This is a genomic window from Metapseudomonas otitidis, assembly GCF_011397855.1.
Lineage (GTDB): Bacteria > Pseudomonadota > Gammaproteobacteria > Pseudomonadales > Pseudomonadaceae > Metapseudomonas > Metapseudomonas otitidis.
In genome coordinates this window covers 2732041-2752591 of record NZ_AP022642.1, presented here as the reverse complement: position 1 = coordinate 2752591, position 20551 = coordinate 2732041, and the positions used below count along the sequence as shown (strand labels likewise).

The following is a 20551-nucleotide window of genomic DNA, read 5'->3' as shown; positions in this document are numbered from 1 at the left end:
GTCAGTGCGCCTTCCGCGGAGTGATGGTGCGGCTGATGAAGGCCGGGTTGCCGGCCAGGATGCGGCTGTAGACCTCGATGCCGAAGTCCACCCAGTCGCGCATCAGTTCGCAGTAGTGATAGGTCGGGTGCGTGGGATCGCCGTAGCGGGCGTAGCTCTCGTGGTAGCAGCCGCCGGAACAGAGGTTGCGGATGCGGCAGCTGTCGCAGCCGGTGCCGGTGCGGTCCAGGCGCTGGGAGAGGAAGTCGTTGAGCTCGGCCTGCTTCACCGCGCCGTGCACGTTGCCGAAGGTCGGCAGGCTGGAGCCGGTGAAGCGGTGGCAGAGGTTCAGCTCGCCCTTGTGGTCCACCGCCAGCATCTTCAGCCCGGCCCCGCAGGGCAGCGCCTTCTTCTGACCCTCGTGGATGTCGGTAATCAGCTGGTGCAGGTTGGAGAAGCCGATGTTGCGGTTCTCCAGCGCCGCCTCCAGGTAGCGCCGGCCCAGGGCCTTCATGTTGGCGAACACCTGCACCAGCTCGTCCGCCGTTAGGTTGAAGCTGCTGATGTCGCCGGAGGTGACCGGGGCGAACCCCACCTCGGCGAAGCCCAGTTCGTTGAACAGGTGGTCCCAGATGGTTTCCACGTCGGTGACGCCGGTGGTCAGCGTCACCCGCGCGCCCACCGGGCGGCTGGTGTAGCGCGACAGCAGCATCTCCACCTTGCGCCGGACCACGTCGTAGGTGCCCTGCCCGCCTACGGTGATGCGGTTGCGGTCGTGCACCGTCTTCGGCCCGTCGATGCTGATGGACAGCCCGAAGCGGTGGGCATTCAGCCAGTCGACGATCTCCTCGGTGAGCAGCGTGGCGTTGGTGGTCATGACGAACTCCACCTGCTTGCCCGCAGCGGCGAAGCGACGCTCGCAGTAGCCCACCATGTGCTCGATCAGCGGGCGGTTGGAGAGCGGCTCACCACCGAAGAACACCACGCTGTAGCGGGCCTCGTCGGGGGACTCGCGCAGCAGCATCTCCACCGAGGCCTCGGCGGTTTCCACGGCCATCTTCTTGCCGGCCGAGGGCTTGTCGAGGTCTTCCTTGTAGCAGTAGGTGCAGCTCAGGTTGCAGCCGGTGTTGACGTTCAGCACCACGGTGTTGAGGGCGGTGCGGTCGACCTTCTTCAGGCCGATCTCCGGCGTCAGCGGCGAGCCGTCGCTCACCACTTCCAGCGCGATCAGCTCGCGCAGGGTCTCGTCGATCTCGGCCCCCGCGAAGCGCCCGCCCAGGCGTTGCACCAACTCCTCGGGCGAGCATCCCTGCTGGCGCAGGGCGTCGATGATGCCCCCGGTCAGCGCGTCGGTGGCGAACAGCGAGCTGCTGGGGATGTGGAACAGCATGCGGTCGGTGTTGACCTGCACCTCGTGCAGGTTGCGTTCGACCAGATTCAAGATTGCGCCCATGGCGACCTCCTGGAATTCGTCCCGATTCGTTTCGAATCCGGGCGGGGCAACCGCCCTGCCCGGTCCTTCCCACTCAGGGCAATGGCGGGTTGTTCCAGCGCTGGACAGTGACGATCAGGTGGCCTTCGCCCTTCTGCCCGCCCTCCTCCAGTTCGGCGATCACCTTCAGGTTGCCGGCGTTGTTGGTCATCATCTTGCGTTCCGGGTTGGGGCCGGCACCGCCGGGCACGAAGACGCCATCCTTCTGCATCACCCCGGCGAACTTCACGTCCTCGTCTTCCTTGGCCCGCTCATCGAACGGTTCCACCGACCATTTCGCCGGCAGGTAGCCGATGCGGTAGGCCTTGCCGGCGGCGTCGGTGCCCCAGGCCTCGGCCTCGAAGCGGCCCTGGACCTTGGGCGTGGAGCCGCCGTTCTCGCCGATGCGGGCGATGGAGAACGCGGGCACCACCTTGACCTCGGCGATGTCCTTGTAGACCGCCAGGGTCACGCCCTTGAGCGCACCGATGGACACCTCACGCAGGCCGGGGGCGGCATCGGCGGCCGCCTTCACCTTCACCCGCACATGGTCCGGGGTGCTGTCCAGCACCTTCACCACCTCCAGTCCGGCCCCCAGTTGCGGCGCACCCGAGAGGCCGCTGCCCACCAGGGTCAGCTCGGTTTCGCTGCCGGCCTTGACCTGCGCCGGCTGCACCGCCAGGAGCCGGGCCTGGCCCTGCTTCGCGGCGCTGAAGTCGAGGCCACGCTCGTCGTGCTCGCTCTCGAACATGCGGCCGGTCATCTGACCGTCGAGGGCGGCGAAGACCTGGCGCAGGGTGGTGTCGCCCACCTTCACGTTGCCGCGCCATTCGTAGCCGTTGTAGAGGATCGCCGAGCCGCTGCCGGTGAACGGCGAACCGTCGGCGTACTGGCCCTTCACGTCCACCTTGAAGGTGTCGGCACCATCGGCGGTCACGGTCATCACGCCGCGCACATCACCCTTGGCGAGCATGTGGCCGCTGAAGCTCCACTGGCCCGGCAGCACGTCGGCCTTGGGCCGGGCCTTCTGCCAGTCGGTCCAGGCCTGGCTGTCCAGCGGGAAGCGCTTGGCCAGGTCGGGCACGGTCTGCTTGAGGGCGATGTCCAGCCAGTCGCGGTCGCGGGACTGGGCCTGGTATTCGAGGGACGGCCACTGGCCGAGGTGGAAGTTGACCAGGTGCTCCCACTCCTTCGCCGGGCGCCGCTGCAGGGCGACACGGGCACCGGAGTGGCAGCGGCCGCACATCTGGCTGAGGTGATCGTCGAACTGCTCGACGGTGTTCAGCCGACGCTCCATGGCGTAGCGCACGCCGTCGGTCTCGCTGGGCGCCAGGCCCTGCTTGTCGGCCAGGTACTTGACCAGGGTGCGACGGTCCTCGTCGCTGATCTTCAGGCCGTGCATCACCTGCATGCGGGCGATGCTCATCAGCCAGCCTTCGGGCGTCTTGCGCTGGTGGCTGATGCGGCTGTAGGTGTCGTTGCCCTCGGGGATGTGGCACCCCATGCATTTGGACTGGAGGAGCGCCGGCCCCTCTTCCGCCCCATGGGCCTGGGCACACAGCAAGGCTGCCAGGGTCAGCACCAGGCTGCCCGCTTGCCGCCGGAGTCGAGTCGTCTTCAAGGTCAGACCTCCACGGTTTTGTTCTTATGGGTCGCGCCGAACCGGGCGGCACAACTGTCGCAGCCGATACAGGATGTGTGCCACTTCCGATAAACCTTTCTAAATCAATGCCTTGAGCGCGCAACGCGGCTTCATCGGGGCTGTGGCGAAACACCGCACGCGTCTAATTTCGAGACAGGCTGTTCCAGCCTGAGACGCCGCCACGGTGACACCCGAGCGCAGCGGGCGCGGCTGTTGCACGGGTTGTCTCACGCCGTCTCAAAGTGCAACAGCCCCAATGCGCCGGTGCCCACCTCATCGTCGCCGCAGGTCACGGCAGACGGCGCCTGGCGCCCTCGCGCGCAGCTTGGCATGGCGGTTGCCCCATGGCTGTCACCTCCTTCCCTGACAACAAGAGAGCGAACCCATGTCCGACCAGCTGCCCCTCCTGCCGGCCACCCGCGCCTTCCTCGACCGCCCGCTGAAGATGCTCATCGGCGACCAGTGGCAGGACGCCACCAGCGGCGCCACCCTAGACTTCCGCAACCCGGCCACGGGTGACGTCATCGGCCGCGTGCCTTCGGCCGACGCGGACGACGTGGACCGTGCCGTGCGCGCCGCCCGCCAGGCTTTCGATGACTCCGCCTGGAGCCGCATGCGCCCCCGCGAACGGCAGAACCTGCTGTGGCGCCTGGCCGACCTGATGCAGCGCGATGCCCAGCAACTGGCGGAGCTGGAATGCCTGAACAACGGCAAGAGCGCGGCGGTGGCGCAGGTGATGGACGTGCAACTGGCCATCGACTTCCTCCGCTACATGGCCGGCTGGGCCACCAAGATCGAAGGCAGCAGCGTCGACGTCTCCCTGCCGCTGATGCCGGACGACCAGTTCCACGGTTTCATCCGCCGCGAAGCCGTCGGCGTGGTGGGCGCCATCGTCGCCTGGAACTTCCCCCTGCTGCTGGCCTGCTGGAAGCTCGGCCCGGCCCTGGCCACCGGCTGCACGGTGGTGCTCAAGCCGGCGGACGAAACGCCGGTTACCGCCCTCAAGCTGGCCGAACTGGTGCTGGAGGCGGGCTACCCCGCCGGGGTGTTCAACGTGGTGACCGGCACCGGCCTGAACGCCGGCGCCGCCCTCACCCGCCACCCGGGCGTGGACAAGCTGACCTTCACCGGCTCCACCGAGGTCGGCAAGCAGATCGGCAAAGCCGCCATGGACAACATGACCCGCGTCACCCTGGAGCTGGGTGGCAAGTCGCCCACCCTGGTACTGGCCGACGCCAACCTACAGGACGCCGCCGCCGGCGCCGCCACGGCGATCTTCTTCAACCAGGGCCAGGTGTGCTGCGCCGGCTCGCGCCTGTACGTGCAGCGCAAGCACTTCGACAACGTGGTGGCCGACATCGCCGGCATCGCCAACGGCATGAAGCTGGGCAACGGGCTGGACCCGAGCGTGCAGATGGGCCCGCTGATCTCCGCCCGCCAGCAGGACCGCGTGACCGGCTACATCAACCTCGGCCGCGAGCTGGGGGCGTCGGTGGTCTGCGGCGGCGAAGGCTTCGGGCCGGGGTATTTCGTCAAGCCGACGGTGATCGCCGACGTCGACCAGAAGCACCGCCTGGTGCAGGAAGAGATCTTCGGCCCGGTGCTGGTGGCCATGCCCTTCGACGACCTCGACGAAGCCGTGCGCCTGGCCAACGACAACCCCTACGGCCTCGGCGCGAGCATCTGGTCCAACGACCTGGGCGCCGTGCACCGGATGATCCCGCGCATCAAGTCCGGCTCCGTGTGGGTCAACTGCCACAGCGCATTGGACCCGGCCCTGCCCTTCGGCGGCTACAAGATGTCGGGGCTCGGCCGCGAGATGGGCGCAGCCGCCATCGAGCACTACACCGAACTCAAGTCGGTGCTGATGCGGTTGTAAGCGCAACGCCGGCCCCAAGGCAGGGGCCGGCACAAGACTGGGCAGGCGGCCGGCCTGCCCACCTCGTTCAGCGTGCTAGCGCAGACCGCCAAAGCGCCGGTAGAAGCCCTCGCTGGCGTCGGGCAGCGGGCCGTCGGCGGTTTCCAGGTTGGCGTTCAGCCATTCCTCGGCCTTGGCGTAGATCAGGCGGTAGATGTTGCGGCACAGCTGGCGTGCCGAGCGGCCTTCCCAGTCGCTGGGCAGCAGTTCGTCCGGCAGTTGCGGGTCGCGCAGCAGCAGGCGGCGGTATTCGTGGATCAGCAGCGTGCGGGCCAGCAGGCAGTCCTCCGGGTCCAAGCTTTCCTGCTCGCGCAGGGCCTGCCAGAGCGGGCGGAACAGCTGGATGAACTCGCGGTAGTGCTCGCCCAGTTCGTCCAGCCGCCAGCTCTCGCGCACCTGCATGCGCAGGGCCTTGGAGGCCAGCACATCCTGGGCGCTGGTCTCGAAGACGATGCTGTCCTCCAGGGCGTCCAGCTCCTGCAGGGTGGTGGTGAGGTCCACGCGGTCGCAGCGGGGGTTGGCCAGCACGGTCGGCGCGATGGCGCCGAAGCCCTGCCACTCCAGCTCCTCGCGCACCTGCTTGCGCTTCTCCTGGGGCAGCTGCGACAGCACCACCAGGTGCCAGGAGCCATCCCAGGCCGGGATGCCGGAGCTGTAGACGCGCTTGAAGGCCTTCTCGAAACGCCGACGACCCGTGCCGGTGAGGCTGTAGTAGCTGCGCCGCCCGACCTTCTCGGCACTCAGCCAGCCGTCCTTGGTGAGGCGGAAGATCGAGGTGCGTATCAGCCGTTCGTTGATGCCGATGGGTTCCAGCATCTGGATCAGGCTGCCCAGCCAGACGGTGCCGCCGTGGGGTTCGATGGCATCCCCGTAGAGGGTCATGATCAGCGAGCTGGCGCGAATGGGAGTCTGCTGCTGGAAGCGGGTGATGAGCTGGTCCAGGGGCGCGAGGGAGGTCATGGGCATACGGGGTCGTTAAGGGATGCCGACTATACCCGCACGCTTCACGATGGGGCCACAGGCGTTAGGGGGCCACAGACCGAACCCATCAGTGTGCCTCGCCCTTGGGCCGCAGGCCCGGATCGCTCATGCGCGGCCGGCCGGGCTCCACCTCGGCCAGCGGCTCGCAGGGCTCGAGCGCCGCCAGGCAGCGCTGGGCCAGGCGCTGGTACTCGCGGGTGCCGGCCTGTTTCCAGGCCACCTCGTCATCGCTCAGCACACGGCGCACCTGCGCCGGGGAGCCCATCACCAGGGACTGCGCATCGCAGGTGAAACCCGCCTTGACGAAGGCCGTGGCGGAAACGAAGGAACGCGCGCCGATGCGCGCGCCATCCATCACCACCGCATTCATGCCCACCAGGGCGTCTTCGCCGATCTGGCAGCCATGCAACACCGCGCCGTGCCCGATGTGGCCGTTGCGCGCCACCACCGTGTCGCTGCCGGGGAAGCCGTGCATCACACAGGTGTCCTGGATGTTGGCGCCCTCCTCCAGAACGATGCGCCCGAAATCGCCGCGCAGGCTGGCCAGCGGGCCGACGTAGCAGTGCGGGCCGATGATCACGTCACCGATCAGCACCGCGCTCGGGTGCACATAGGCAGTGGGGTGCACCACCGGAACCAGTCCATCCAGGCTGTAGCAGGCCATGGGCGTTTCTCCTTCTCAGGCTCAAGCCTTATTCGATTCAAAAATACACAGCTCTTGTATCACATGGAAACACCTTCAAAAAAGCACCAGAATCACGACCAATCAGCCACTCAACGCTAATTAAAGGCCGATAAGCCCTGTAGCAGACCCTTCACAACCACCAAGCCGCGATCTTTTAAGACACATTTTCTATTTTTAGATTTGTTGTTTTGTATCGCTTTATGCCTATACTGCCGCCACAACGGATGGCGACCCGTCGCGAACGCCCGGGTCACGCGCCATCTCACCAACAAGAGCGGCATGCCTGAGCCGCGCGTGCACCAGAGGACGTTCGTCATGCCTCGTACCCTTGCTGTCCTGCCGCCCGAACTGGGTGTCCGCCTGATCACCCTGCAGCGCCCCGAGGCGCTGAATGCGCTGAACACCGAGCTGCTCGGCGAACTGGCTGCCGAGCTGGACCTGGCCGAGCAGGACGCCGACACCCGCGCGGTGGTGATCACCGGCAGCCGCAGGGCCTTCGCCGCCGGTGCCGACATCCAGGAGATGGCCGAGCGCGACCTGGTGGGCATCCTCAACGACCCGCGCCAGGCCCACTGGCAACGCATCGCACGCTTCGGCAAACCGCTGGTGGCCGCCGTCAACGGCTTCTGCCTCGGCGGTGGCTGCGAGCTGGCCATGCACGCCGACATCCTCATCGCCGGTGAAGACGCCCGCTTCGGCCAGCCGGAAATCAACCTCGGGATCATGCCCGGCGCCGGCGGCACCCAGCGCCTGCTGCGCGCCGTGGGCAAGTCCCTGGCCATGCAGATGGTGCTCACCGGCGAAGCCATCGACGCCCGCCACGCCCTGCGCGCCGGGCTGGTCAGCGAGGTGACCCAACCCGAGTTCACCGTCGAGCGCGCCCTCGCCATCGCCCGGCTGATCGCCCAGAAAGCGCCACTGGCCGTGCGCCTGGCTAAAGAGGCCGTGCTCAAGGCCGAGGACACCGACCTCGCCAGCGGCCTGCGCTTCGAGCGCCATGCCTTCACCCTGCTGGCCGGCACCCGCGACCGCGACGAAGGCATCCGTGCCTTCCAGGAAAAGCGCCGCCCCGACTTCACCGGCCAGTGACCGCTGGCCGCCCTCTCCCGCCGCCCTGGAGCGCCCGAGACATGACCTTCGAACACATCCTCTTTTCCATCGAGGCGGGTGTCGCCACCCTCAGCCTCAACCGACCCGAGCAGCTCAACAGCTTCAACGCCCAGATGCACGGCGAGGTCCGCGAGGCCCTCAAGCAGGTGCGCCAGGACCCGGCGGTGCGCGTGCTGCTGCTGACCGGCGAAGGCCGTGGCTTCTGCGCCGGCCAGGACCTGGCCGACCGCAACGTCGCCCCCGGCAGCGAGGCGCCGGACCTGGGTACCTCCATCGAGCAGTTCTACAACCCGCTGATCCGCACCCTGCGCGACCTGCCCATGCCGGTGGTCTGCGCCGTCAACGGCGTCGCCGCCGGGGCCGGGGCCAACATCCCCCTGGCGTGCGACCTGGTCCTGGCCGCCCGCTCCGCCAGCTTCATCCAGGCCTTCTGCAAGATCGGTCTGATCCCCGATTCCGGCGGCACCTGGACCCTGCCGCGCCTGGTGGGCATGGCCCGCGCCAAGGCCCTGGCCCTGCTGGGCGAGCGCCTGAGCGCCGAGCAGGCCGAGCAGTGGGGGCTGATCCACCGCGTGGTGGACGATGCCGCCCTGCGTGACGAGGCCCTCAAGCTCGCCCGCCACCTGGCCACCCAGCCGACCTACGGCCTGGCGCTGATCAAGCGCAGCCTCAATGCCAGCCTGGACAACAGCTTCGACCAGCAGCTGGAACTGGAGCGCGACCTGCAGCGCCTGGCCGGCCGCAGCGAGGACTACCGCGAAGGCGTCAGCGCCTTCATGGCCAAACGCACCCCGGTCTTCAAAGGACGCTGAGCCCATGCCCGCCCTGCCCCAAACGTCCCTCGTCGCCGTGATCGGCGCCGGTGCCATGGGCGCCGGCATCGCCCAGGTGGCGGCCCAGGCCGGCCACCCGGTCCGGCTCTACGACAACCGACCCGGCGCCGCCGCCCAGGCCGTGGACGGCATCGACCGCCAGCTCGGCCGCCTGGTGGAGAAAGGCAAGCTGGATGCCGCCGAGCGCCAGGCCATCGTCGCCCGCCTGCAACCGGCGGAGACGCTGGAAGCCCTGGCCGACGCACGCCTGGTGATCGAAGCCATCGTCGAGAACCTGGAGATCAAGCGCGCCCTGCTACAGCAGTTGGAGGCGCTGTGCAGCCCCACCTGCATCCTCGCCAGCAACACCTCCTCGCTGTCCATCACCGCCCTGGCCGCCGGGCTCGCCCACCCGGGGCGGGTGATCGGCCTGCATTTCTTCAACCCGGCACCGCTGATGGCCCTGGTGGAAGTCGTCTCGGGCCTGGCCAGCGACCCGGCCCTGGCTGACGCCCTGTACGCCACTGCGCGTGCCTGGGGCAAGCAGCCGGTGCACACCCGCTCCACCCCCGGCTTCATCGTCAACCGCGTGGCCCGGCCCTTCTATGCGGAAAGCCTGCGCCTGCTGCAGGAGGGTGCCGCCGACTGCGCCACCCTCGACGCCCTGATGCGCGAGGCCGGCGGCTTCCGCATGGGCGCCTTCGAACTCACCGACCTGATCGGCCACGACGTCAACTACGCCGTCACCTGCTCGGTGTTCGAGGCCTACTACGGCGACTTCCGCTTCCAGCCCTCGCTGATCCAGAAGGAGCTGGTGGACGCCGGCCGCCTCGGGCGCAAGAGCGGCCGTGGCTTCTACGACTACGCCGAGGGCGCCCAGCGCCCGACGCCCGCCGCGCTCTCCAGCGAGCAGACCGTGGACGGCTGCGTGGTGGAGGGCCACCTGGGCGTGGCCGAGCCGCTGGCGGCGCGCCTGCAGGCCGCCGGCCTGGCGGTGACCCGCCGTGACGGCACCGGCCTGCTGCGGGTCGGCGATGCCGTGCTGGCCCTCTCCGACGGCCGCCTGGCCAGCCAGCGCGCCCGTGAGGACGGCCTGGCCAACCTGGTGCTGCTGGACCTGGCGCTGGACTACGCCGAGGCCAGCCGCCTGGGCATCACCTGGGCCGCCAGCACCTCCGCCCTCGCCCGCGACCAGGCCGTGGCACTGCTGCAGCGCGCCGGCATCACCGCCACGCCGTTGGCCGACATCCCCGGCCTGGCCGTGCTGCGCACCGTCGCCATGCTGGCCAACGAAGGCGCCGATGCGGTGCTGCAGGGCGTCGGCTCGGCGGCGGACATCGACCTGGCCATGCGCGCTGGCGTCAACTACCCCAAGGGCCCGCTGGCCTGGGCGGACGCCATCGGCCTGGCGGCGCTGCTGCGCACCCTGGACAACCTGCAGGTGGCCTACGGCGAGGCGCGCTATCGCCCGTCGCTGCTGCTGCGCCGCCACGTCGCCGAAGGGAGGACCTTCCATGACCAACCATGAAGCCCTGTCCCTGGCCGAGGCCTGCGGCAGCGCCCTGTTCGAGCGCGACACCGCCAGCCAGGCCATGGGCATGCGCCTGCTCTCCGTCGCACCCGGCCAGGCGCAGATGGGCATGACCGTGCGCGCCGACATGGTCCAGGGCCACGGCACCTGCCACGGCGGCTACCTCTTCGCCCTGGCCGACTCGGCCTTCGCCTTCGCCTGCAACAGCTACAACGAAGCCACCGTGGCCATCGGCTGCAGCATCGACTACGTGGCCCCGGCGCGCCTGGGCGACACCCTCACCGCCCAGGCCAGCGAGCAGAGCCGCAGCGGGCGCACCGGCAACTACGACGTGCGCATCGAGAACCAGAACGGGCAGCTGATCGCCCTGTTCCACGGCAAATCCTACAAAGTGCGCGGCACGGTGCTCGCGCAGGAGACCCCTGATGAGTGATGTCCAGATGAACGACGCCCTGATCATCGACGCCGTGCGCACCCCCATCGGCCGCTACGCCGGGGCGCTGTCCGGCGTGCGTGCCGACGATCTCGGCGCGGTGCCGATCCGCGCCCTGATGGCGCGCCACCCGGAACTGGACTGGAGCGCCATCGACGACGTGATCTACGGCTGCGCCAACCAGGCCGGCGAGGACAACCGCAACGTCGCGCGCATGGCCGCCCTGCTCGCCGGCCTGCCGCAGAGCGTGCCCGGCACCACCCTCAACCGCCTGTGCGGCTCCGGCCTCGACGCCGTGGGCAGCGCCGCCCGCGCCCTGCGCTGCGGCGAAGCCGGACTGATGATCGCCGGCGGGGTGGAGTCCATGTCCCGCGCGCCCTTCGTCATGGGCAAGGCCGACACCGCCTTCTCCCGCCAGGCGGAGATCTTCGACACCACCATCGGCTGGCGCTTCGTCAACCCGCTGATGCAGGCCGGATTCGGCATCGACTCCATGCCGGAGACCGCCGAGAACGTCGCCGAGCAGTTCGGCATCTCCCGCGCCGACCAGGACGCCTTCGCCCTGCGCAGCCAGCAGCGCGCCGCCGCGGCCCAGGCCAGCGGGCGCCTGGGCAAAGAGATCGTCCCCGTGGAAATCCCCCAGCGCAAAGGCCCGCCCAAGGTGGTGAGCCAGGACGAGCACCCGCGCGGCGATACCACCCTGGAGCAACTGGCCAAACTGGGCACGCCCTTCCGCCCGGGCGGTTCGGTCACCGCCGGCAACGCCTCGGGCGTCAACGACGGCGCCTGTGCCCTGCTGCTGGCCAGCCCCGCCGCCGCCCGGCGCCACGGCCTCAAGGCCCGCGCCCGGGTGGTCGGCATGGCCACTGCCGGGGTGGAGCCGCGCATCATGGGCATCGGCCCGGTCCCGGCGACCCGCAAGGTGCTGGAGCTGACCGGGCTGTCCCTGGCCGACATGGACGTGATCGAACTCAACGAGGCCTTCGCCGCCCAGGGCCTGGCCGTGCTGCGGGAGCTGGGCGTGGCCGACGACGACCCCCGGGTCAACCCCAACGGCGGCGCCATCGCCCTCGGCCACCCGCTGGGCATGAGCGGCGCGCGCCTGGTGACCACCGCCCTCCACGAACTGGAAGAACGCCAGGGCCGCTATGCCCTCTGCACCATGTGCATCGGCGTCGGCCAGGGCATCGCCCTGGTCATTGAAAGGCGCTGAAACGCTACGCCCGAGCCCGGGCGAACAGCGCGGAGTATGCTGCTCGCCTGCACTCGCAGCCCCTCACCGGCTGTCGACTACAACAACAATTCGAGTGACCCATGATGAACACGATCGCCTCCACCGCCTTGCTCGATCCCATGGAAACCGCCAGCGTCGACGAACTGCGCCAGCACCAGCTGGATCGCCTGCGCTGGAGCCTGAAGCACGCCTACGACAACGTCCCGCTGTACCGCCGCCGCTTCGACGAGGCGGGCGTGCACCCGGACGACCTGCAGTCCCTGGAGGACCTGGCGCGCTTCCCCTTCACCGGCAAGAACGACCTGCGCGACAACTACCCCTACGGCATGTTCGCCGTGCCCCAGAGCGAGGTGGTGCGCCTGCACGCCTCCAGCGGCACCACCGGCAAGCCGACGGTGGTGGGCTACACCCGCAACGACATCGACACCTGGGCCGGCGTGGTGGCGCGCTCCATCCGCGCGGCCGGGGGGCGCAAGGGTGACAAGGTGCACGTGTCCTACGGCTACGGCCTGTTCACCGGCGGCCTGGGCGCGCACTACGGCGCCGAGCGCCTGGGCTGCACGGTGATCCCCATGTCCGGCGGCCAGACCGAGAAGCAGGTGCAGCTGATCCGCGACTTCCAGCCCGACATCATCATGGTCACCCCGTCCTACATGCTGAACCTGGCGGACGAGATCGAACGCCAGGGCATCGACCCCCACGACCTGCCCCTGCGCCTGGGCATCTTCGGTGCCGAACCCTGGACAGCCGAGCTGCGCCGCGCCATCGAGGAGCGCATGGGCATCACCGCGCTGGACATCTACGGCCTCTCGGAAATCATGGGCCCGGGCGTGGCCATGGAATGCGCCGAGACCAAGGACGGCCCGACCATCTGGGAGGACCACTTCTACCCGGAGATCATCGACCCGGTGACCGGCCAGGTGCTGCCAGACGGCGAGTACGGCGAGCTGGTGTTCACCTCCCTGTCCAAGGAGGCGCTGCCGATGATCCGCTACCGCACCCGCGACCTCACCCGCCTGCTGCCCGGCACCGCACGGCCGATGCGGCGCATGGACAAGATCACCGGGCGCAGTGACGACATGCTGATCATCCGCGGCGTGAACGTGTTCCCCACCCAGGTGGAGGAGCTGGTGCTGAAAGTGCGTGCCCTGTCGGAGAACTACGAGATCCACCTCTACCGCGACGGCAACCTCGACGGCATCGAGATCCACGTCGAGCCGCGCCCGGGACAGGAGCCGGCCAACACGGCCCAGGAGCTGGCCCTGTGCAGCGAGCTGGGCAAGCTGATCAAGACCTACATCGGCATCAGCGCGCGGGTGGTGCTGCGCCCGCCCTTCTCGCTGAAGCGCTCCGAGGGCAAGGCCTGCCACGTCTACGACCGGCGCAAGGCCGGCTGAGCCACCCCGCCGCCGGGAACGGGCCTGCGCCCGTTCTCAGCGGGGCGCGGGCTCGATCACGAAGCGATAGGGGTTGTCCGGCTCACTGAAGCGCAAGCGATAGGTTTCGGCCGAGGCGGCCCCGTCGCTGCGCCGGTAATCCATCTGCACACCCGGCGGCAGGTCGCCCGGGCCTTCCAGGTAGCGGGTGTCGGGATAGAAGAAGACGCCGTTGCCCCCTTCGCGCACCGCCCCGCAGGCGGCGAACAGCGGCGGCAGCACATGCAGGTTCCCGTCCCTCACCACCAGCACGCCGCTGTAGCGGGTCATGCGCCCGCTGCCGTTGTAGTGCAGCTCCAGGCACAGGTCCGTGCCCTGTTGCCAGGCGGTGACCGAGGCCAGCGATTCCGGGTCCTGGGGCGAGGTGCCGCCCCAGTCCGCCGGGGCGAGGTTCACCGCGTCCGCCAGCGACAAGGTGCGCCCGGCAACCGCCAGGGTGCTGCCATCGAACACCAGCGCCGGCCAGCCGGCCGGTGCCTCGCTGCCCAGCGCCCCGGGCGCGCTCCACAGCGCATCCGGGTAGCGCTCGGCCGCCACGCCGAGGGCGTTGGTCCACAGGCAATGACGGGGCTCGTCGGTGCAGGCCTGCTGCAACTCGAGCCCCTCACCCGGGAACAGGTTCCTGCCGAGCCCGGCATAGAACTCGTCATAGCCCTCGTAGGGCGCTGCCAGCAGCGGGCCGGCGGCCAGCCCCAGCAGCGCCCCCAGTGCCAGGTGCCGTGTGCGCACGTCAGCCCTCCACCGGGGTGCACAGTTCCACCAGCAGGCCGTCCGGGCAGCGCAGGTAGGACACCACCTGGCCCCAGGGCCGCGCCACCGGCGGCGCCAGCTCGTGGGCACCGGCCGACAGCGCGCGCTGGTGCGCGGCGGCCACATCGTCGGTGACCAGGCCGATCTCCATGCCCAGCGGCTGGGCGGAAGCATCGGCACGCACATGGCCGCCGGGGAAGTTGAAGTCGCCCAGGGCATGGTTGGCGAAGGCCAGGGTGGTGGCGCCGGTCTCTACCTCGCCGTAGTCGCCGGACTCGTGGAGGAAGCGCGTCGGCAGCCCGAAGGCTGTTTCGAAGAAGGCCAGGGAGGCGGATACGTCGCTGACGTAGAGGATGGTGTAGCCGAGTTTCATGGTCGTACGTCCGTGTTGTCTGGGAGGTCCGGCATCTTCCTCGCTCACCGCCGCGCCCACAAGCGGCCCATTGGTCGGCACGCTTCCGCAGGGTGACGAAACCCGTGTCGAATGAATCCAGGCAAGCCGTACCGCCTGTCCATGAGTCCACCCAGGAGATCGACCGTGACCCTCTACGTCGACGGCTATGTACTGGCCGTGCCAACGGCTTCCCGCGAGGCCTACCGCGAACTGGCCGAGCAGGCCGCCACTGTGTTCAGGGACTGTGGCGCCCTCAGCGTCTGCGAATGCTGGGGCGATGACGTCCCGGAAGGGACTCTGACGTCCTTCCCCATGGCCGTGCAGTGCAAACCGGAGGAAACCGTGGTGTTCTCCTGGATCACCTGGCCCTCGAAGGCCATGCGCGACAGTGGCATGCAACGGGCCATGGAAGACCCGCGCCTGAAGACCGACCCCGCGGGAATGCCCTTCGACGGCAAGCGGATGATCTTCGGCGGGTTCGAGGTGCTGGTGAGCGCCTGACCGCTGCGCTACCTCAGCACCCCCAGCAACTGCCACAGGCGCCGCGACTCGGCGTCGGCGTTGAGCAGCTCGTCCAGCAGGCTGCTCAGCGGCTGATGCCCCCACTCCACCGCGCGGCGGATCACATAGGGCACCGGGCTGTGGGGCTCGGTACGGGCCAGGAAGTCGGCAATCTGCGCCAGTTGCCGGTAGGCCTCCTCGCGGCTGCTGGGCGCACCGGCGGGCAAGGCGGCGACGGCGGCAGTGGCCGGTGCGGCCTCGTGCTCGGGGGTGGAAACGGGCTCCGGCATGGGCGGCACCTCGGGGACGTAGGGAAGACGTTCGTGGACGAAGGCATGCAGGGCGTCCAGAACGCCACGCAGCGGGCCGAAACCCGGCGCCAGCTCGCCCAGCCACTCGTCGCAGCCGTGCTCGAGCCGTGCCAGCTCGGCCAGCGCTTGGCCCAGCTCGGCGTCCAGGGTGACGAACTGCTCGGCGGGCAGGCGCCGCAGTGCCTCATCCAGCTTGCTCTGCTCCAGCCGCGCGGCCTCGGCAGCGGCCTTGGCTGCCTTGCTGTCGCCGACCTGGACCTGGCGTTGCTTGAGGCCCTGCCAGTGGGCCAGGGTGACATCGGCCAGGTCACCCTCCACCACGCCCAGCATCGGGCAGCGGGTCAGCAGCAGTTCGTTGTAGCGCCGCGCCACCCACTCCAGGGGCGCCACCCGCCAGGAGCGGTCGTCATCCTCGGCGCGCGGGTGCAGGTCGTCCGGGTAGCGCGCCCAGAGCCCGGCCAGCAGGCCCAGGGCCGGCGCCGCACCATGCAGGCCATGGCGCATCAACCACGCCTCGCCGAGCCAGGCGGCGAGCATCAGGTCCTTGCTGCGGCGACACAGCAGGTCGCCGGCCAGGGCCTCCACGCCGCTCCAGTCACCGCGCTTGAGTTCGGCCTGCCAGACGCCCTCGGGCAGCGACGGGTCGTCCTCGCGGCGCATCTGCCGCAGACGGTCCATCTCGGGGGCGTGGCGCAGGTTCTCGCCGCAGGGATCGCCGTCGGAAATCGGTGCCAGCAGGTCGTCGAGGCTGGGGCCGGTGGGTTGCCAACTCATGGGGTTACCTGGGAACTGACGAAGGAATCGGGCCGCCAGCCGTCGAACGGCGAGCGCGGCGCGCGCACCGGCAAGGGCTGCAGCGACAGGGGCTGCTTGCCGCCCTGGGCCATCAGCGACAGGCGCAGGAACATCAGCGCCTGCGGCTCGCCCTGGGTCACGCCGCGCACGGGTACGCGCAGGGTCAGCGGGAAGTCGGTGTAGTCCGGGCTGGGCTGGCGCTGCGCGACCACATGGGTGCGCAGCAGCCGCATCAGCGCCCAGGGCCCGCGGTACTCCCAGCCGACCTCCAGGTCGTTGACCGCCATGCTCGGCTGCAGCGGGTCGATGCCCGGCCGCTGGCCGCTGTCCTTGGCCCAGCGCAGCAGCAGGTGCAGCGGCTCGCCGGCATTCCACAGCAGGCGCCCGGGTTCGCCCGGGTAGTCCAGCTGGCGATCGGCGGCGTGCAGGGACCAGGCGATCACCTGGTCGGCCCCGCGCTCGGACTCGCGGTCGGTGCGCCAGCGCACTTCCATGTCCAGCCCCAGGGCGCCGGACTTGTCGCGCTGCAGCAGCGGCCCGAGCCAGGCCCGCGCCTGCTCCAGGCGGGTGAGGAAGTCCTCGGCGGCGGGCCGGTCGGCGGCCTGCCCCCACTTGAGCCCCTCGCGGGCGGCAGCCAGGTGGGTGTCGATCAGCTCCACCAGGTGCTGCACCCGGGCCGGGTCGGCGTCTTCGGTCCGCAGGCTGTAGGCGAAGGGGAAGCGCCCCGCCAGGTACTGGTTGAAGTAGACCGCCAGGGCGTCCCAGGCCTGGGCGGCTTGCTGCCGCTGCAGGTCGCTGCAGCGCTGGGCGGCCTGGTCACGCAGCACCTGGGAGCGGCGCGCCAGGTCACCGGAGCCGGTGGACAGGGTGGCGGTGGTGAGCACCTGCTGGCAGGAGCCACGGTCCATCTCGACGAAGTCGCGGGCCACCAGTTGCTCGAACAGGGCCGGCGAGCTGGTGGGGTTCTGTGCCTTGTACTTGACCATCTCCTCGCTGAGGGCGGCGAGGCGGTGCACCCGGTCCTGCTCGGCGACGCTCAGCTCGGGCTGGTCCTGCAGCCAGGCCAGGGCCGGGGCGGCGCTTTCGCAGCTGCCCTGGATGGCGCCGAACTGCTGGGCGAGGCTGGTCTTCAGGTCCTGCACGTCGCTGGCGCGGAACAGGCGCAGGCCCAGCTCGCGGGAGCCGTCCCACTGGGCGATGTCGTAGCGCTGGGTGAACAGCGGCATGCCGTCGATGCTGGCCAGCGCGCCGTTGACGTCGGCCATGGCCATCCGCGTGAGCTGCCCGCGCAGGCTCCCGGCGAGGTCGTGGCGCCCCACTTCCAGCAGCGCCTGGAGCACCTGCATGGCCTGGTCCACCGGTACGTCGAAGACCCGCCCGGTGGCACCGGGCGCACGCTCCGGCGAGGCCACCAGGCTGGCCCACACGGCGCGGGCAACCGCTTCGCCGGCCGCGATGCGCATGCCTTCGCGGTAGTCCGAAGGGATCGGCGCCATGGCGCTGGCGACGAAGGCGCGGTAGCTCTCCACGTAGCTGAAGGCCTGGGTCAGGGCGCGGGCGTCGACGTTGCGCAGGCTGCGCGGGTTGGCATCGCCCGAGTCCTTGCGCAGGGCCGCCACCGTGAAGTCCCGCCGCAGCAGGTCGTCGATGGCGCGGTCCAGGGCCACCACGTGGTCCTGCAGGGCCAGGGTGTTGCCGGCCTGGCGTTGCAGCAGGCTCGCGTCGTTTCCGCTACCGGCGATCCATTGGCCGTGGAAGCTGCGGCGCAGCTTGTTGGCTTCCTCGTTGAGCTCCTGCTCGACGGTGCTCCCCAGCAGGCTGCTCTGGCGCACGGTCTGCATCAGGTTGCCGTAGCCGGGCACCAGTTCCTCGCCATTGGTGTGGCTCCACGCGGAGTTGGTCAGGGCGAGGATGTCCTGCAGCCGCGCGATGCGGGCACGGATGGTTTCCAGGTCGGACAGCGAGCTGCCCTGCCCCCGGCGCAGGCTCTCCAGGTGGATGCGCAGGTAGGCCGCCGGCTCGACGAAGTTCTCCGCCAGGAAGTACTGGGTCAGCCAGAGCTTCATCAGGGACTGGAAGTTCTCCGTGATCGGCTCGCGCGCATTGCGCAGGTCCAGCGGTGCCAGCCCGGCCCCGCCGAGGTTGCGCAGCACCTGGTCGTAGTAGGCGCGGCGGTGCAGGCTGGCGCTGTTCAGCTCCATGCCCAGGGTGGTGTTGGCCAGTTGCGCCAGGGGCTCCAGCACGCCCTTGTCACCGGACAGCGCATCGCCCAGCCAGCGGTTCTGCTGCTCCAGGGCCGCAGCGCCGTAGGCCAGACTCTTTGCCTTGACGTAGTTGGGCCAGTCTTCCGGAACCTCGCCCTCGACATTGGTGTGGCGCTCCGTCGGGCGGATCGCCAGCAGGCGCTCCAGCTCCATCTGCTCCAGTTGCAGCACGGGCGACAGGGCCTCGCTGCGGGCCAGGGTGCGCAGAACCTCGTCCATGCGCGCGTTCTGGCTGGAGAACCAGGAGGTGGGGTAGACCAGCGCGGCGAAATGCCAGCGCGGCGCATCGCGCAGCAGGTTCCAGAAACCCTGGATGTTGCGCCGGGCCTGCTCCTGGCTGCGGGCCGGGTCCTTGAGCTGCACATGGGCGTTCTGCGTGACCTGCACCAGGCGCGTCAGCTCGCGGGCATCCTGCCGCGCGTCGTGCCAGACCCAGACCATGCCCAGCAGCCAGCACACACCGACCACCCCGGCGACCACCGCCGTCACCCGCTGCCAGCGCTGGCGCAGGTAGAGGATGCGCGGAACGGCCTGGGCCAGCCCCTGCTCGGCGAGGAAGCGCTGGCGCCAGAGGCCGGCGGCGAAGGCCGGCTGCTGCGGCTGGCCCTCGCCCGTGCCGACTGCCCAGGGGTCGGCCGGGCCGCCGAGCGCACGCGCGCCGCTGAAGTAGATGCCCCGCAAACGCGGCGCCTCGCCCTGGGTGTTGCCCTGGAACACCGGCTCCAGCAGCGCCCGCAGGTGGGTGCGCAGGCTGTCCAGCTGGCCCGGCAGGCGATAGAGGTCCTCCCCCAGCTCGCCACGCAGGGCGCCCACTTCCATCACCGTGGCCTGCAGGGCCTGCATCACCTGGTCGAGGCCATCGTCCAGCCAGTAGCCCTGCCAGCCGGCATCCAGGCTGTAGGGTGAGGACCAGCCCAGCAGACGCTCGCGGGCCTCGTCGGGCAGGGCGTCGAGCAGTTCGAGGAAGCCGGGCATGTCTTCCATGCAGGTGACCATCACCTGCACCGGCAGGCTCAGGCCCAGGCGCTGCATCAGCTCGCTGAAGCGGCGGCGTGCGGTGATGGCATCCGACGCCAGTTGCGCCTCGTTCATCAGGCGCGACAGCGGCACCACCCAGATCACCCCGTCCAGCGGGCGCTGGCCACGCAGGCGCAGCAGCATGCCCAGCAGGCGGCGCCAGACGAAGGCCGGCGCGGTACCGCCCTCCTCCGGCAGGAACAGGCTCTGCGGCACCACCAGCAGGCTGCCGTCCGGGTCGGCCCACCAGCGGCCGAACCAGGCCGGGCGGCCCACCGGGGCCAGTTGCCAGTCCGGGGCCAGCAGCGCGCCCTCGCGGGGGTCGCCCACCAGCATCAGCCAGGGCGTCTGGTAGCGGTCCTGGGTGCCCTGGTCGTGCTCCATCTTGCGCACGGCGTTGTAGAAGGTGCGGATCGCCGCGCCGGACTGGGTGCGCAGCCACCAATAGAGGGCGCCGAGGGCCACCAGCGCGAGGATCACCAGGAAGACGGTCAGGGCGATGGCGAAGCCGCTCATTCGGCGCCTTCCTCTTCATCGACCAGTTGGCCCAGGTGCATCACCGGCTCCAGCTCGGACTGGATGTCGCGCCAGAACCCATGGCCCACGGCGGTCAGCAGCAGGACGCCGGCGACCACCGCCAGGGTCAGGCGGAAACCGTCAGGCAGGGTGCGCCGCAGCGGCAGGCGCAGCGGCGCCGCCTGGGTCGGCCGCGCCAGGCTCTGCAGGGCCCCCTGGGGATCAGGCTCGCGGTGCCAGGCGAAGGTGAACAGCGCCCGCCGCCAGCGTTCGTGGAGCACCCGACCGCGCTCCCCGCGCAGTTGCCCCTGGAAGCCCAGCACCAGGCATTGCAGGTAGACATTGGCCAGGTCGCGGGTGGACGGCGAGCGGGTCTGCAACAGGGTACGGATAGCCGCCGGCAGGCGCTCGCCGGCATTGCGCGAGCCGTAGAGGCGCATCTCCAGCGGGCGCTCCTGCCAGGTGGACTGGCCACGCCAGGGGGTGAACAGGAGGCTTTCATCCAGCAGCGCGACGAAGGCATAGACCGAGGCCTTGACCTGGTCCGCGGCGGAATCCCCGACCCGGGCAAAGCCGCTGCGCCACAGCCGGCGGACGATGCGCGTGGCGGCTTCGGCCACCTTCTCCACCAGTTGCGGCTCGGGGTCGTCGAGGTCTTCCAGCAGGTCCCAGGCCCCTCGCCATTCCAGCCAGGCTTCGCGGAAGGCGAGGCTCAGGGGGGCCTCGCCGAACTCGGGCGGGTAAAGGGCCAGACTCCTTTCGGGCATGTGC

Annotated in this window: 17 protein-coding genes; 8 read left to right on the top strand and 9 right to left on the bottom strand. The window is 69.8% G+C overall.

Going from position 1 to position 20551, the window contains the following annotated elements; genetic code table 11:
- Position 1: 1 nt before the first annotated feature.
- Complete coding sequence (gene peaB, locus PotMrB4_RS12700) at positions 2-1432, bottom strand: quinohemoprotein amine dehydrogenase maturation protein (protein WP_142009758.1); 1431 nt, start codon at positions 1430-1432, stop codon at positions 2-4.
- Between the two features lie 73 nt (positions 1433-1505).
- Positions 1506-3071, bottom strand: a complete 1566-nt coding sequence (gene peaA, locus PotMrB4_RS12695; protein ID WP_172433470.1) for a quinohemoprotein amine dehydrogenase subunit alpha — start codon at positions 3069-3071, stop codon at positions 1506-1508.
- Between the two features lie 406 nt (positions 3072-3477).
- On the opposite strand from peaA, the gene PotMrB4_RS12690 reads away from it, so the two are divergent.
- Positions 3478-4971 (top strand): aldehyde dehydrogenase family protein, encoded by a 1494-nt coding sequence (locus tag PotMrB4_RS12690; protein ID WP_142009762.1) that lies wholly within the window; start codon positions 3478-3480, stop codon positions 4969-4971.
- A gap of 75 nt (positions 4972-5046) precedes the next feature.
- On the opposite strand, the gene paaX is transcribed toward PotMrB4_RS12690, so the two are convergent.
- Both paaX and paaY read right to left on the bottom strand, forming a co-directional pair.
- Positions 5047-5970, bottom strand: a complete 924-nt coding sequence (gene paaX, locus PotMrB4_RS12685) for a phenylacetic acid degradation operon negative regulatory protein PaaX (protein WP_044404127.1) — start codon at positions 5968-5970, stop codon at positions 5047-5049.
- 88 nt (positions 5971-6058) lie between these two features.
- Positions 6059-6655 carry a phenylacetic acid degradation protein PaaY gene (gene paaY / locus PotMrB4_RS12680; RefSeq protein ID WP_172433469.1) on the bottom strand — a complete coding sequence of 199 codons (597 nt, stop codon included), beginning with the start codon at positions 6653-6655 and terminating at the stop codon, positions 6059-6061.
- 336 nt (positions 6656-6991) lie between these two features.
- On the opposite strand from paaY, the gene paaF reads away from it, so the two are divergent.
- The 6 genes from paaF (at position 6992) to paaK (ending at position 13193) form a co-directional block, all read left to right on the top strand.
- Positions 6992-7765 carry a 2,3-dehydroadipyl-CoA hydratase PaaF gene (paaF, locus tag PotMrB4_RS12675; protein ID WP_044403976.1) on the top strand — a complete coding sequence of 258 codons (774 nt, stop codon included), beginning with the start codon at positions 6992-6994 and terminating at the stop codon, positions 7763-7765.
- A 41-nt stretch (positions 7766-7806) separates the two neighbouring features.
- Positions 7807-8598, top strand: a complete 792-nt coding sequence (gene paaG / locus PotMrB4_RS12670; protein WP_172433468.1) for a 2-(1,2-epoxy-1,2-dihydrophenyl)acetyl-CoA isomerase PaaG — start codon at positions 7807-7809, stop codon at positions 8596-8598.
- Positions 8599-8602: 4 nt separating this feature from the next.
- The gene (gene paaH / locus PotMrB4_RS12665) at positions 8603-10126 is read left to right on the top strand and encodes a 3-hydroxyacyl-CoA dehydrogenase PaaH (protein ID WP_172433467.1); all 1524 of its coding nucleotides are present in this window, start codon (positions 8603-8605) and stop codon (positions 10124-10126) included.
- Positions 10113-10562 (top strand): hydroxyphenylacetyl-CoA thioesterase PaaI, encoded by a 450-nt coding sequence (paaI, locus tag PotMrB4_RS12660; RefSeq protein WP_107330720.1) that lies wholly within the window; start codon positions 10113-10115, stop codon positions 10560-10562. The genes paaH and paaI overlap by 14 nt, the downstream gene beginning before the upstream one ends.
- A 7-nt stretch (positions 10563-10569) precedes the next feature.
- Positions 10570-11775 carry a 3-oxoadipyl-CoA thiolase gene (gene pcaF, locus PotMrB4_RS12655; protein ID WP_197939524.1) on the top strand — a complete coding sequence of 402 codons (1206 nt, stop codon included), beginning with the start codon at positions 10570-10572 and terminating at the stop codon, positions 11773-11775.
- A 104-nt stretch (positions 11776-11879) separates the two neighbouring features.
- A complete protein-coding gene (gene paaK / locus PotMrB4_RS12650) occupies positions 11880-13193 on the top strand; it encodes a phenylacetate--CoA ligase PaaK (RefSeq protein WP_044404129.1) in 1314 nt (437 codons plus the stop codon).
- Between the two features lie 36 nt (positions 13194-13229).
- Here the strand turns inward: paaK and PotMrB4_RS12645 are convergent, their stop codons facing one another.
- Both PotMrB4_RS12645 and PotMrB4_RS12640 read right to left on the bottom strand, forming a co-directional pair.
- The gene (locus PotMrB4_RS12645) at positions 13230-13961 is read right to left on the bottom strand and encodes a hypothetical protein (RefSeq protein WP_172433465.1); all 732 of its coding nucleotides are present in this window, start codon (positions 13959-13961) and stop codon (positions 13230-13232) included.
- A 1-nt stretch (position 13962) separates the two neighbouring features.
- Entirely contained in the window at positions 13963-14355 is a 393-nt protein-coding gene (locus tag PotMrB4_RS12640) for a VOC family protein (protein WP_172433464.1), read from the bottom strand.
- A 165-nt stretch (positions 14356-14520) separates the two neighbouring features.
- Here PotMrB4_RS12640 and PotMrB4_RS12635 point away from each other — a divergent pair, with 165 nt between their 5' ends.
- Positions 14521-14877 (top strand): DUF1428 domain-containing protein, encoded by a 357-nt coding sequence (locus tag PotMrB4_RS12635; RefSeq protein ID WP_232060825.1) that lies wholly within the window; start codon positions 14521-14523, stop codon positions 14875-14877.
- Positions 14878-14885: 8 nt separating this feature from the next.
- On the opposite strand, the gene tssA is transcribed toward PotMrB4_RS12635, so the two are convergent.
- Genes tssA through PotMrB4_RS12620 form a run of 3 tightly spaced genes read right to left on the bottom strand, consistent with a single transcriptional unit; the run spans position 14886 to position 20547 of the window.
- The gene (gene tssA, locus PotMrB4_RS12630; protein ID WP_172433463.1) at positions 14886-15962 is read right to left on the bottom strand and encodes a type VI secretion system protein TssA; all 1077 of its coding nucleotides are present in this window, start codon (positions 15960-15962) and stop codon (positions 14886-14888) included.
- A complete protein-coding gene (locus PotMrB4_RS12625) occupies positions 15959-19780 on the bottom strand; it encodes a type VI secretion protein IcmF/TssM N-terminal domain-containing protein (protein WP_172433462.1) in 3822 nt (1273 codons plus the stop codon). Before PotMrB4_RS12625 ends, tssA begins: the two co-directional genes overlap by 4 nt.
- The gene (locus tag PotMrB4_RS12620) at positions 19777-20547 is read right to left on the bottom strand and encodes a DotU family type IV/VI secretion system protein (RefSeq protein WP_074971099.1); all 771 of its coding nucleotides are present in this window, start codon (positions 20545-20547) and stop codon (positions 19777-19779) included. The genes PotMrB4_RS12625 and PotMrB4_RS12620 overlap by 4 nt, the downstream gene beginning before the upstream one ends.
- Positions 20548-20551 lie beyond the last annotated feature (4 nt).